Annotated in this window: 10 protein-coding genes; 9 read left to right on the top strand and 1 reads right to left on the bottom strand. The window is 59.4% G+C overall.

Features of this window, described 5'->3' with window-relative positions:
- The first annotated feature begins 1 nt into the window (after position 1).
- The 8 genes from gspL (at position 2) to FHS09_RS10630 (ending at position 8,288) form a co-directional block, all read left to right on the top strand.
- A complete protein-coding gene (gene gspL / locus FHS09_RS10665) occupies positions 2-1,267 on the top strand; it encodes a type II secretion system protein GspL (protein WP_183459656.1) in 1,266 nt (421 codons plus the stop codon).
- 33 nt (positions 1,268-1,300) lie between these two features.
- On the top strand, positions 1,301-1,792 hold the full coding sequence (gene gspM / locus FHS09_RS10660; RefSeq protein ID WP_183459654.1) for a type II secretion system protein GspM: 492 nt from the start codon (positions 1,301-1,303) through the stop codon (positions 1,790-1,792).
- A 233-nt stretch (positions 1,793-2,025) separates the two neighbouring features.
- Positions 2,026-2,295 carry an acetyltransferase gene (locus FHS09_RS10655; protein WP_183459652.1) on the top strand — a complete coding sequence of 90 codons (270 nt, stop codon included), beginning with the start codon at positions 2,026-2,028 and terminating at the stop codon, positions 2,293-2,295.
- Between the two features lie 90 nt (positions 2,296-2,385).
- Positions 2,386-2,589 (top strand): DUF2788 domain-containing protein, encoded by a 204-nt coding sequence (locus FHS09_RS10650; RefSeq protein WP_183459650.1) that lies wholly within the window; start codon positions 2,386-2,388, stop codon positions 2,587-2,589.
- A gap of 71 nt (positions 2,590-2,660) precedes the next feature.
- Positions 2,661-4,796 carry a hybrid sensor histidine kinase/response regulator gene (locus FHS09_RS10645; RefSeq protein ID WP_246394861.1) on the top strand — a complete coding sequence of 712 codons (2,136 nt, stop codon included), beginning with the start codon at positions 2,661-2,663 and terminating at the stop codon, positions 4,794-4,796.
- A gap of 135 nt (positions 4,797-4,931) precedes the next feature.
- Complete coding sequence (locus FHS09_RS10640) at positions 4,932-6,359, top strand: SH3 domain-containing protein (protein ID WP_183459646.1); 1,428 nt, start codon at positions 4,932-4,934, stop codon at positions 6,357-6,359.
- An 11-nt stretch (positions 6,360-6,370) separates the two neighbouring features.
- On the top strand, positions 6,371-7,468 hold the full coding sequence (locus FHS09_RS10635) for a dipeptide epimerase (protein ID WP_183459644.1): 1,098 nt from the start codon (positions 6,371-6,373) through the stop codon (positions 7,466-7,468).
- Positions 7,469-7,496: 28 nt separating this feature from the next.
- Positions 7,497-8,288 (top strand): MurR/RpiR family transcriptional regulator, encoded by a 792-nt coding sequence (locus FHS09_RS10630; protein ID WP_183459642.1) that lies wholly within the window; start codon positions 7,497-7,499, stop codon positions 8,286-8,288.
- Between the two features lie 205 nt (positions 8,289-8,493).
- Here FHS09_RS10630 and FHS09_RS10625 read toward each other — a convergent pair whose 3' ends face one another.
- Positions 8,494-9,921, bottom strand: coding sequence for a transglutaminase-like domain-containing protein (locus tag FHS09_RS10625; protein ID WP_183459640.1), 1,428 nt, complete (start codon positions 9,919-9,921; stop codon positions 8,494-8,496).
- Positions 9,922-10,084: 163 nt separating this feature from the next.
- Here FHS09_RS10625 and FHS09_RS10620 point away from each other — a divergent pair, with 163 nt between their 5' ends.
- On the top strand, positions 10,085-13,033 hold the full coding sequence (locus FHS09_RS10620) for a TonB-dependent receptor (protein ID WP_183459638.1): 2,949 nt from the start codon (positions 10,085-10,087) through the stop codon (positions 13,031-13,033).
- Positions 13,034-13,102: the final 69 nt, after the last annotated feature.

Raw genomic sequence — 13,102 nt, 5'->3', positions numbered from 1 at the left:
GATGTTGTTGCGTTTGCAGGAGGATGAAGGTGGCCTCGGCGTCCTCTGCTGGTGCAGCGATGGCTGGCGTCCTGTGGCCCTGGATGACAGCTTTGTGCGCGCCCTCGACCCGGACCGCGAGCCGTGGGAAAACCCGGAGGGCGCAATCCAGCTCGACTTTCCCGAGAACGCCCGGGCGCTGCTACTTCTCCCCGGCAACTGGGTGTGGAGCGGCGTGGAAGCGATTCCCAAAGCCGCGCGCCGCCAGAGCAGCGCAATTGGGTACATGGTGGAGGAGCGGTTGGCCGAGGATGTGGAGGACCTGCACTTCCTGTGCCGGCCCATCAGCGGCGAGCAATGCAGTATCTATGCCGTCGCCAGGGAGAAGATGGATGCGCTGCACAGCCAATTGCAGCGCCTGCAATGGCCGGTGGTCGCGGCTGTACCAGAGTACCAGCTACTGGAACCGCTGAGCCGGGATATCGCCCTGTGGATCGACGGCAACCAGGCACATATCTGGCACAAAGCCGGGTACGGCCTCACTATTCACCGCCAGCATCTGCAGCCGCTGTTGGCCCATCTGGCGGAAGCTGGCGACAGTGACGATGACGCGGATGAGAGTGCTGAGAGTGCGGCGCCCGAGCTGCAACTGCTCGGTGCCGGCGGGGATGACTCCCTGGTCGTAGCGGAATTGGAAACCCTGTTTGGCGAGCGCCTGCAGCGCTCCGAGCGGGCGCCGGAGGAAGAACTCCTGGCCTGCGCCAGGCCCGATCGCCTGGCCAATCTGCTGAGCGGCGATTACCAGTTGGACGACGGCAGCGATGAGCGCGACTGGTGGTACAAGCCGGCGATTGCGGCGGTGGCCTGCTTCGTGCTTCAACTGATGCTGTATCTGGCTGCCGGGGGCTATTATCAATGGCGCGCGGGCGGCGCGGAGAGTGAGGCGCAGGCGCTGTTCGGCCAACTCTTTCCGCGGGACCGGCCGAGCGCGGATATTCGCCGTCAGGTGGAGGGCTATCTCAACCAGGCCGCCGCCGGCAGCAGCAGCTTTGGGCGCCAGATGCAACTGCTGAGCGGCGTCTGGGGCCAGCATAAGGGCGGCGGACTGAAGTTGCAGTCCCTGCGCTTCGACGGCAACCGCGGGGAAATGGTACTTCAACTGCAGGCTCCCAATCTGGCCGACCTGGACACCCTGGTAGGGCGCCTGTCCAACGGCGAGTACAAGGCGGAGCTGTTGGCGGCCAATGAACTCGAGAAGGGCGTGTCCGGACGTATCCGGCTGCGTTAATCAGTTATCAGTGAACTCAGTGATCGAGCAGCGATGAAAGAACAAATCGAACAATGGCGACAGAAATGGCAGGCGCTGCCGCCCAACGACCAGCGCGCCCTGGGTCTACTCTCGCTGTTTCTCGGCGGGATGTTTGTGGTCTACGGCCTGTTTATGCCCGCCAAGAACTTCTTCGACAGCGCCCGGGCCGAAGCCGAGAAATCACGTCAACTGGTGCAGTGGATCGAGTCTCAGCGCCCAATACTGGAGCGCCTGGATACCAGTTCCATGGGATCGCCGGCCCAATCCCAGGGCACTCTGTTGCAGCGGGTCACCGCCGCCGCGGAACAACACAAGATTACTATCAGGCGCTTTGAGCCGGAAGGAGAGGGGCGCATTCGCCTGTGGATAGAGCAGGCCCGTTACCAGGATCTGCAACCCTGGCTGAACAACCTGATACAGCAGCGCTTTACCATTCGCACTGTCAACCTGGACGCGCTGCCCCAGGAAGGGATGGTGTCTGCGCGTCTGACCCTGGAAGGGTGATCAGTTATCAATTATCAGCCCTCAATAGCTGGAAGTTATTTTTCGATAATTTGCAGGTCAAAATATAACCTTACGTTCGTTTTTGCGAATTTATTGGGTAGAGTTTCTATCGTTATGTTTCTTTTTTTCTGGACTGTTTATTGCTGAGCCAAGTGTGAAACCACCAGGATGGTCCAACGGAAGTGGTACCTAAACCCCTATACTTGGGGTACGAAGACGAAATGGATGCCACGATGCTGTTTAAAGATACCGCCACCAACCACCTGGTCGAGGTGGCCGATATAGTCACCCTGGCGAATCCCTACGAGTTGACCGTTGTGGGTCGCTACCTCTGGGGCGAGGAAGTGCAGGATCCGGAGGTCTTCGACAAGACTCAGTTGAGCTTCCTGTCCGGAGAAGCGCTGCCGCTCTGCTGGCATGACAGCCGATACCGTGACCGGGAAGTTCGCCGACTGCGCTGTGGTACCCGGGCGGAGGATGGGGATTACTACCAGGGAGCATGATCCTGACCGGCTAACGGTGACGATAGCGCCACTGTTAACTGATCACTGATCACTGTAGAATCCGCGCCAATTTTCGAGGCGGGTGGTTCCATGTCATTCGAACAGTTTGAAGAGTACTCCCTCTGGTTCGGTGTCGGCGGACTCATCCTTTTTATGGTCTTCATCGTTTGGAACCTGGCCAAAGAGTCCAAGGCTGGGCGTTTCGGCACCTTTATTTTGTTTATCGCCCTGGGCTTGGGCCTGCTCGGATTCCTTATAAAAACAGTCCTGGTAGAGATACTGGGCATTGGTTAGCGGATATGCCGTTATTTGACCGCCCCGAACTGAAAGTCCAGAAAGACCGCCGGGTGTGCCGGAACACAGACATGCGGGTTGCCAAGTACACCCGCCGCGGCTTGCTGTTGTCCCTGCTCGCTTTTGCCATCGCCACCGCAGTGGGGGATCTCCGCTCGGAGGCGCCGCAGTTGGTTTTGGTCCTGGGTATCGGGCTGGTGCTGCTGACCCTGGTGCGCGGCTACTATGTCTTCCGCTTCGCCGGTATCTACGCTGCGGGGCCCAATCGATGGCGCCAGCGCTATTTCCTGTCCTCCACCGTGGGGGCCCTGTGGTGGGGGATAATCCTGCTCTGCCACGTGTGGCTGGTGGGCTTTGCCCCGGAAACCCACTTCCTCTGGCTGTACACGGTGATCTTCTGTTCCAGCGTCGCCACCGTTTTCGCTCCCTACCATCGCTTTCTCGCCTGGTTTATCTCCGCCTGCCTGTTACCCGCCGCTGTCGTGGCCTTCCTGTCGGGAGATATCCTCGGCACCATCTACGGCGCGGCGACCTTTATTTTTGTGTGGTTGACGGCGCATCAGGGGCGGCGGGAATCCGAGAACTACTGGGACCGCATCGCGGCCATGTACGAGCTGCAGCAGCGCGCCAGTCACCTTGCCGCGGCGAGCAAGCACTCGGAGGCGGCGGTGGCGCTGACCAACGAATTTATCGCCAATATCGGCCAGGAATTTCGCAGCCAGGTGGCGGACTCCATGGATGCGCTGACCCTGCTGGAGGAGGAGCCGCTGACCAAGCGTCAGCATGAACTGATCCAACTGGCGAAGAGAACCGGTGGCCAGCAGCTGAAACTGGTGGACAATGTGGGACTCTTCGCCCGCGTCGCTCGCCAGGATGTCCATCTGCGCCAAGGGCCTTTCAACCTGGTCAAGGCGATCGAGAAATCCTTCAAGTTCGCGGCCGACAACGCGCACCAGCAGCATCTGGAACTGAACTTCCAGATCGACGATAACCTGCCGGTCATGGTCACAGGTGACAACCGCAGAACCGGCCAACTGATCCGCAACCTGGTGGATTCCGCCACCATGATTGCCCACCGGGGTGAACTCTGGGGGCAGGTGAGTTTCGAGTACATCAACAGTGTCGAGGGGCAGCTGACCATCCAGCTGCGCGATTCCGGCGAGGGGGAAATACTGCCGGAGGAAAGCGAGCTTTTCGGCGCTTTCTCCCGCCTGGATAGCACCCAGGTGACCACCGGCCTGGGCTTATCCATCGCCAAAGGCCTGGCGGAGATCATGGGCGGCTACATGCAGCTGTATTCCTCCGACGAGGGCAATCGCTATCAAGTGGCGATGAAATTCGCCATTGAGCCCAACCAGCGCATCTATCTTACCCCCGACCGCCGCTTGCAGGACCACGAAGTGGTGTTCCTGCACCAGGGAGGGCTGTTTGTTGCCGGCCTTGTTCAGGCACTGCACTCCTTCGGCATGGAGGTGGCCAGTTACAACTGGTCGGAAGTCAACCGCAAGGTCGCTGAGGAATCCCTGCGACAGGCACTCAGCTACGGGCGTCTGATATTGCTGGTGCCGGCAATGGGTGATCGGCAATTGCTCGCGGATGTCGCCGCGATTCTCATCGATGAGAGCGAAAGCGAATCCCCATTGCTGTGTCTTGGGGGCTGTGGCCATGAGAGCGACTTCTCTCCACTGCAGCAGGCACTGCCCAGCCCGCGATATCTGCCGCGGCCGGTAACCCGCAAGGAACTGCACGACGCGCTGATCGAACGCCTCTTCGGCAGTGCCAAAAAAGTCAGCCGGCGCATTGTTTGTCGCAGCGAAGAGCAACCGCGGCATAGATCGCTGCTGCTGATCGAGGAGACTCACCAGCACGGAGTCACTGAAGAGATGTTGCAGGCACTGGGCTACCGCGTCGATGTGGCCTCTTCGATAAAGGAGGCCCTGGAGCGCCTGCCGGAGGGTGGATACAACCTGCTGCTGGTGGATTGCCAGCAGAACACCGAGCACAGTGCACAGATTATCGAGAGCCTGCGCCGCTGGGAGGCGGACAACACCCCCGGCGACCGATTGCCGATCGTCGCCCTGACCAGCACCACACGGGAGCAGTTCGAGAGTCGCTGCTTGGCGGCGGGCATGGACAGCTTTCTTACCAAGCCGCTGGACCGGGAAAGCCTGCGTGAGACACTGGAGCGCTGGCTCGGAGGACTGTGACGTACACAGCGCTTCCCCGCACTCGAAAAGAAGCCCTTCCATTCACTAATTTATTCTTTATTGCTGTGGATGGTAGAATAATATATTCTTTTGTCATCTTTGGGGCTCACTAAAAATAGCGACAGGAGGCTCCCCATGATCGGCAATTTGCGTGGCACGGGTCAGCGGGCAGTACTGGTGGCTCTATGCCTGCTGGGACTCTTGTCCGCTTGTAGCGACTCCACTGAACCCCTGTCGTCGGACAGGAATTACGGTTTCTCCACCGACGTCCCGGGCATCCAACTGCCCATGCTGTCCGCCGCCTTTTGGATTGAGCGGATCGGGGACGACTCCGAACGCCTCACCGCTGATGTCATCGCCGAATTCAACCGGCGCAACCTGGCTTCAGACCCACACCTCCACGATCTCGCAAACCTCCCCGATACCCTTGCCCGGGAACAGCTGCTGCCGCTGCTGGACGACGTCAGCCGGCCGGCCCGGTCGCCGCGCTATTATGCCGACGGACGCGAAGTCTCCAGTGCGGATTACGCGAGACTGGAATCCGCACTGGGGCGCGAAGCCCTGCCCTCGGAGCTGGAAGTGCGGTGGGGACTGGTAGTCCGGCGCGACAGCATGCGCAGCTATCCCACCGACGAGCGGGTGTTCAGGGACCCCGCCGAAAAGGACCTGGACCGCTTCCAGGAAACCGGCGTATTCCCGGGGCAGGTGGTCGCCCTGCTGCACGAGAGTGCAGACGGCGACTGGTGGTTTGCGATGAACTATCACTACGCGGCCTGGCTGCCCAAAGCCGCTGTCGCCACCGGTCCGCGGGAGGAAATCGAACGTTGGCGGAACAGGGCTCCGCGCCTGGTGGTCACCAGCGCACAGGTTGGGACCAACTTCAATCCGGTCGACCCGCGAACATCTCAGCTGCAGTTGGATATGGGCACCAGCCTGCCACTGATGACCGGCATCGAAGCCGGGCACGACGTCAACGGGCAAAACCCCTACGCCAGCCATGTGGTGGAGCTGCCGGTGCGCGACGACGACGGCCGCCTGGAATTCCGGCCCGCACTGATCGCGCGCAGCCGCGATGTGAGTGTGGGGAATTTACCTTACCGGCCGTCGGTACTTTTGCGGCAGGCATTCAAGTTTCTCGGCGAACGCTACGGCTGGGGGCACGACTACAACGCCCGGGACTGCACCGGCTTTATCGGCGAGGTTTACAAGACCTTCGGCATCCTGATGCCGCGCAACTCCGGCCAGCAGGGACAGAGCGATTTTGCCCCCACACTTTTTTTTGCCGACGGCGATGGCGACAACGAGCGCCGGCAGCGCGCGCTGGAGCGGCTGCAAGTGGGCGACCTGATTTATACTCCCGGCCATGTAATGATGGCTATCGGCCGCGTAGAAGGCGAGCCCTACGTCATCCACGACGTAGTGGGGTTGGTCTATTACGATGAAAGTGGGGAACTCTATCGCGGCACACTCTCCGGCGTGTCGGTTACCCCTTTGACGCCCCTGTGGCTTAGCCCCGGCAAAAAACTTGTCGACAGTATCTACGCCATCAAATCGATCCGCTAACCGGTGTTTTTATGAAAATAGTTGACGTCAAGCTCGGCATGCTGAAAGTGCCCCTGATCACGCCCTTCAAAACTGCCCTGCGCACCGTCGAATGCGTGGAGGATGTGGTCGTCATCCTGGAGACCGACACCGGCCAGTTGGGCTATGGCAATGCTCCAGCCACGGCGGCGATTACCGGGGACACCCACGGTTCCGTGGTCGAGGCGATCCGCACCATCTTCACTCCGCTGCTGCTGGGCCGAGAGGTGCAGCATCTCAACCGGATCTGCGGCGAAGTGCAGGCCGCGCTGGTCAATAACTACAGCGCAAAGGCGGCGATCGAAATTGCCCTCTACGACCTGTTCGCACAACTGCATCGGGCGCCGCTGTACCGGATTCTGGGTGGGGACGGGAACGGCCTGACCACCGATATTACTATCAGTGTGGATTACATCGACAAGATGGTGGCCGATGCGAAGCGCGCGGTGGAGCGCGGTTTTGAGATACTGAAACTCAAGGTTGGCAAGGACATCGGTCTCGATATGGAACGTATAAAGGCGGTTTACGCCGCGGTGGAGGGGCAGGCGCGCCTGCGCCTGGACGCCAATCAGGGCTGGAATCCGAAACAGGCGGTGCTGGCGATCAAAAACCTGGAGGAGGCCGGGGTGGTGCTGGAGCTGGTGGAGCAGCCGGTGAGCGCCCGGGACCTGGACGGCATGCGCTATATCGCCGAGCGGGTGCAGACTCCGCTCATGGCCGATGAAAGCATTTTCGGGCCCATCGACGCGTTCGAGGTGATCAGGCAGCGCGCCGCCGAGATTATCAATATCAAACTGATGAAGACCGGCGGAATTTCCAATGCGATAAAAATCGCAGATATTGCTTCTGTCTACAATGTCGAATGCATGATGGGCTGTATGCTGGAAACCAGCATAGGCGTTTCCGCGGCTGCCCATGTGGCGGCGGCAAAGCCCTGCGCGGTGACCAAGCTCGACCTGGACGTACCCTCCCTTTGCCAATATGATCCCGTGGTTGGTGGCGTTACCTATAAAGATGCGGATATCATCCTCAGCGAAACCCCGGGGCTGGGTATTGAGCGCATCGAGGGCCTGAGGCCGCTGGACAATTGAGCGGAGTATCCAAGCGGAGCAACAGGGCATGAACTGTTTATTGAAAATGCGTTCCATGCGAGAGCAGATGTCTGTCAATGAACGCAAACTCGCTGATTTTATTCTGGACAACACCAAGCTGCTGCGCGATTACTCCTCTCAACAGCTGGCGGACGCCGTTGGGGTCAGCCAGTCCAGCGTCGTCAAGTTTTCACAGAAACTCGGTTACAAAGGTTATCCCAGCCTCAAGCTGGCCGTGCACGAATCCTATGCACTCAATTCCCGCGCCGAAGCCAGTGAGGCGGAGCCCGAGTCTTTTTTTCCCGGCCCCGAGAGTATTCTCAGCACCCTGGGCCAGAAGAAAATGGAAGTGTTGCAGCACACGGTGAGTATCAATGATCCGCAACAGCTGGGAGCGGCGGTGAAAGCGCTCGGCCATTCCCGCTGTATTCAAGTCGCCGCCTGTGCCAGGTCGGTGGCGGTGGCCCGCTACCTGAACCTGCACCTGCGGGAAAACGGCCGCTGGTCGGTGTTCGAGCAGGACATGGATCTGCAAAAATCCATCGTAGCCAATATGGAGGCGGGCGACCTGCTCTGTATCGTCTGCGACATGGGCGGCGAGGAGTCCCTGGTGGAAGTCGCCAAACGCGCCCGCGGATGCGGCGCTAAAGTATTGAGCCTCACCCGCTACAACCACAATGCGGTGAGCATGTACGCGGATATTCGCCTGTTCGTAATGCCCATGGAAGAGGAGGAGCGGGCACTGCAGCGGCTGCTGTTCCAGGCGGGGCAATTGCACTTGGTGGAAAGCCTGATAACCGGTTTGATTCTAGGCAAATAACCGTCCGGCAATTACCTTTTCCTGTAGGAGCGGCCGTTGGCCGCGATCGATCGTACTACGAAGTGAGGTTGTTGACTCAGGCTATCCTGGCGTTCGCCCCTGGGGCGCCTTCGGCGCCCAAATCGGCCGCCCCGCCGCTCCAGGTGTTCACGGTGCCTTCGGCCCTGCAGATTTGTCGCGGCCAACGGCCGCTCCTACAGCGCATTTATCGATTCTCCGCCTCGACCAGCTGCCATTCCAGATCGTAATTCCACTGATCGAAGTACAAATTCCCACCGCGCCATTCCACCTCCCCGCGCTGCGAATCCACCGTCTCTGAGCGAAAATGCTGTTTTTCCGGGAGAAAGGGCTGGCTGTAGTCGCTGTTGAACACCAAGCGGAAAGCGTCCAGCCCGCCCAGGTAGAACCAGGTTTCCGATTCCGTTTCGCCGGCCAGCACACCGTGGGTGACGTCCATGGGCAGCCAGCCGTAGGGCTCCAGGTAGAACTCTCCCCAATCGTGCATGGTATCGAAATCTCCCGGAGAAAATTCCCAACCGGACTGCCAGCGCGCAGGAATACCGTTCATGCGCATCAGGGTGATCAGCAGCAGCGTCTGCTGGCCGCAGTCGGCGTGGCCCGCATGGGCGGCGTAGTGGCTGATATTGCGGATGGTTGAGTATTCGCGGGCGCTGGCCCAGGGAATTTTGTCGACGTGGGCAAAGAGTTTTTGCGCGATCCGGTAGCTGTTGTATTCGTCGCCGACAATGTGCTGTGAGCGCGCGCGCAGTTTCGGAGTAAAAACGATATGTGGTGGGCGCTCCGCAAGGTAGGGTGCCAGCTGGCCGTCTTTAGATAGCTGTTGCACGCGCCGCTGATCTACAACGGTATGTCGGGACAGGCTGTCGAAGGCATAGCGGATCTTGAACTCCGTGGCCTCGCCGGCGCGGGCCGTTTTCTCCAGGTAAATGGTGCGTTGCGGTTGCAGTGGGGGAGCCAACTGGTAACGGCCGGGGCTGCTGGCTAACAGCTCGATATTTTCCTGACTGCCGGGCAGGGGGATGGGGAAGGGCAGCCAGGCGCGCACGGTTTCCCCGGCGGGAACCGCATCGGGTTTGACCCGCAGGGTGTAATCCACCTGGATGCGGTTGCGCAGCGGCGCCTTCGCGTTGATCACTTCGCGGTGGTGCGAGTGCAGGGAATAGAGCGGAGCCTTCTCGGCGAACCCGCGAAAATCCGCGCTGCGCTGTGCGAGCTGGTCGGAGAGTTGCAGCAGATTGTACGCAGCCATGCGGAAGTAGCGCCGCTCGCCGTCGATCTGTTTGAATTCCAACCACTCTGCACGATCCCAGTCGCGTATTTCCTCTTCGCGGGCGTCGGGAATATAGCGTCGAATCGACGCCTTCAGTGCCGCGTAATCCTGCGGAAAATCCCGTTCGATCCGGCGCATCCGTTCGGCTTCGAACGCCAGTTGCCTGCGCAATGTGGGGGCTTCAGCGGTTTGCAGTAATTTTTCAATCTGTACTTTGGCATGGCGGTACCGCCCGGCATCCACCAGCGCCTTTACAGCCTCGAGCCGGTCCGGATTATTCGCTTTGGCGTATAAAGCAACGCAGAGGAACAGGACCGGGGAGAGAAGGCGCAGGGAATGCATGGAAAGCTCCGGTTAAATAAATTATTCGGAATTTTTGTGCGGAGGTGAGAATAAAATATATTTACATCGCAATCACGTATTGATAAATTATTCTGAAGAGGTCGCTGCGTCAAGCGGTTGGGGCGCAGCCAAGCCCGTTCCCAACCTTCAGAGGACCGCACTAATGATAAGAAGAAACTTTAAAAGGCAGCTTCTCACCGCAACCATCGGGGCTGTAATCGGCAGCGCCTCTACTCTCGGAAACTTCGCCTACGCACAGAACAACGACGGTGCGGTGAGTGGCCTCGTCAGGGAGGGGGGCAGTGGAATTCTCGTTGGTGCACAGATCACCATCATCAACAAAGAGACCGGCGCTTCCCGCACCGTAACCGCCGGCACCGGCGGCCGTTATCGCTTTTCCCGCCTGCCTATCGGCAATTACCAGATTCGCGCGAGAAAAGAAGGCTTCGACAGCGTGCTGGTGGAAAATGTACGTGTAACCATCGGTGCCGTTACCAACGTGGACGTGGACCTGTCCACCGGCTCTCTGGAGGAAGTGGTTGTAGTTGCGGACCGGGGCTCCCATCGCATCGATCTAACTTCGTCCGAATCCGGAATGACCATCAACAGTGCGGAACTGGAATTCCTGCCGGTGGGCCGCAGCCTGGAATCCGTGGCATTGCTGGCTCCCGGAGCGGTAGGTGGTAGCAGCGCGTTTGGTGGCGTTTCGTTTGGCGGCGCCTCGGTGGGTGAAAACGCGGTTTTCATCAACGGCCTGAATGTCAGTGACGTGGAAACCGGCATCGATGCGGCCAGTGCCCCCTATGCATTCTATGAGGAATTTCAGGTAAAGACCGGCGGCTACTCGGTGGAGTATGGGCGTACCACCGGTGGGGTGGTCAATGCAGTGGTCAAGCGTGGGACCAATGAATTTCAGTTTGGTGCGGAAAGTTATTATTCCCCCGATTCCCTCCGCGGCACCGGCGAGGACTCCTATAACCGCAATGGCCAGCGGATTTTCCACAGTTCTGACGACGAGAGCGACAGCTGGTCCACCAGCCTTTACGTCTCAGGTCCGATCATCCAGGACAAGCTTTTCTTTTTCGCCCTGTACGAACCGCGCAACAATGAACAGGTTTCCTATAACAGTTCCGGTGATACCCGCAGTGAATCCAAGGACGACTCGGGATTCTGGGGCGGCAGGCTGGACTGGTTGATAGCGGAAAACCATAGCCTGGAGCTGGTTGCTTTTTCCGATAAGGGCGAAGAGGAGACCGACCGTTTCGTGGACGATGTCTTCAACGATACCGCGGTGGAGGAAACCGGAGGCGAAAACGCTATCGCCACCTATACCGGTTACTTCGGGAACAACCTGATGGCGCGGGCGCTGTACGGACACAGTGAAACCCGCTATGTGACCGACAATACCACTGGCCTGGAGTGCAACCGGGTGTACGACAACCGTGCCGATGAGGAGATCGGCTGCACCACCGATAGCCGCTTTGACGGCCGGCTGAACTCCCGCGATGCTCTGCGCCTGGACTTCGAGTATGCAGTTGGGGATCACCTGATCCGTTTTGGCCTCGACAACGAGACCCGAACCACGGAAATGAGCCGGCTGACCACCGGCCCGGACGAAGTCTACTATTCGATCTACGGCATTAATCCCGGCGATGAAGTCAACGGGGCCGTCGTTCAGGGGGACGCCTATGTGGTCGCCCGTACCCGCAATTCCATCGGAACTTTCGACCAGGATACCTCCGCTTACTACCTGGAGGATATCTGGAGCCTGAACAGCGAGATGACCCTCACTCTTGGCCTGCGCTTCGACGAGTTCGATACCAAGGACGCCGCCGGCAACTCTTTCCTGAAAATCGACGATATGATTTCCCCGCGCGCCGGTTTCGCCTGGGACATCAACGGCGACGGCCAGTCCAAACTGTTTGCCAATGCCGGTCGCTACTACTTTCCTATCGCCAACGGCCTGGCCGCCCGCGAGGGCGGCGGTACCCTGGACGTGCGCAATTACTACGAGCTGGCCGGCCTGGAGACCAACACCACCGGTGCGGGACTGACCAACGTCACACCGATTCTCGGCGACAAACTCGGGCCCACCGAGCAGTTCGGCGCCGCCGGTGACGGCCTGGAAAATACCGAGGAGTTCGTGGACAACGATCTGGAAGCCAGCTACCAGGACGAATTTATTCTCGGCTATGAGCGCCTGCTCAACGACGAGTGGAAAATCGGCGTACGGGGGATCTACCGCAAGTTCCACAACGCCATCGAGGATATGAAAATCAATGTGGACACCGCGAGCTGTGGCAATATTTCCGGCTGGGTATTCGCCAACCCGGGCCGCGAGCTGACCCTCACCCGCGACTGTGGCAACGGCCCGGAAAGAGTCACTATCGACCTGGGCGAGGCGCAGGACTTCGACGTCAACGGCAACCCCATCGGCGGGCCGGAGGCGGAGCGGGAATACAAGGCCTTGGAGCTGGTTCTGAAGCGGGAGTGGTTCGACAACTGGTCGATGGATGTTTCCTACACCCTGTCCCGCAGCGAGGGCAATTACGAGGGCGGTGTCAACTCGGATACTGAAAATAATATTCCCGGATGGACCGAAGCGGGTGACAACGTGGCCTACCTGCTCGGCAACGACGGCCGAACGCCCAACGACCGCACCCATGCCTTCAAGCTGCGCGGAGCCTATCAGGTCAATGAAAGTCTTACACTGGCGGCCAACTTCAGCCTGATTTCCGGTCGTCCGATCAACGCCCGCGCCCAGGGTAATCCGTTTACCGAGAACACCTCCTACGACTACAACTACATCTGTGTGGCCAACTGCAATGCGGACTCCAACGGCGACCGTGTGTTCGAGCGACTGGACAAGGGAGAGTACGGCGATACCGACTGGGTGACCGCCCTGAATATGAGTGCTTTCTACCGTACGCCGCTGTACGAATCTGACCTGGTGTTGGGCCTGGAAGTCTTCAACCTGCTCAACAGCCAGAGCGTCACCGGTGTGGATGAAATTGTTCGCTACGGCATGGCCACGCCCAACGACGATTTCCTGACCCCGACGGACTATCAGGAGCCCCGTCGGGTGCAGTTGAGTGCGCGGATAGACTTTTAAGTGGAGACTGGTTCGATCTGGACAAAATAAGCTGCCTTCTCCCACAGGCAATATCACCCCAATTGCCGC

The sequence above is a fragment of the Microbulbifer rhizosphaerae genome, assembly GCF_014191725.1.
Lineage (GTDB): Bacteria > Pseudomonadota > Gammaproteobacteria > Pseudomonadales > Cellvibrionaceae > Microbulbifer > Microbulbifer rhizosphaerae.
Note: the sequence above shows the minus strand (reverse complement) of the source record. Positions and strands in the feature narration are given on the sequence as shown.

Coding starts and splice junctions, on each gene's coding strand:
- gspL (WP_183459656.1), top strand. CDS start 2: ATGTTGTTGCGTTTGCAGGAGGATGAAGGTGGCCTCGGCGTCCTCTGC.
- gspM (WP_183459654.1), top strand. CDS start 1,301: ATGAAAGAACAAATCGAACAATGGCGACAGAAATGGCAGGCGCTGCCG.
- FHS09_RS10655 (WP_183459652.1), top strand. CDS start 2,026: ATGCTGTTTAAAGATACCGCCACCAACCACCTGGTCGAGGTGGCCGAT.
- FHS09_RS10650 (WP_183459650.1), top strand. CDS start 2,386: ATGTCATTCGAACAGTTTGAAGAGTACTCCCTCTGGTTCGGTGTCGGC.
- FHS09_RS10645 (WP_246394861.1), top strand. CDS start 2,661: ATGCGGGTTGCCAAGTACACCCGCCGCGGCTTGCTGTTGTCCCTGCTC.
- FHS09_RS10640 (WP_183459646.1), top strand. CDS start 4,932: ATGATCGGCAATTTGCGTGGCACGGGTCAGCGGGCAGTACTGGTGGCT.
- FHS09_RS10635 (WP_183459644.1), top strand. CDS start 6,371: ATGAAAATAGTTGACGTCAAGCTCGGCATGCTGAAAGTGCCCCTGATC.
- FHS09_RS10630 (WP_183459642.1), top strand. CDS start 7,497: ATGAACTGTTTATTGAAAATGCGTTCCATGCGAGAGCAGATGTCTGTC.
- FHS09_RS10625 (WP_183459640.1), bottom strand. CDS start 9,921: ATGCATTCCCTGCGCCTTCTCTCCCCGGTCCTGTTCCTCTGCGTTGCT.
- FHS09_RS10620 (WP_183459638.1), top strand. CDS start 10,085: ATGATAAGAAGAAACTTTAAAAGGCAGCTTCTCACCGCAACCATCGGG.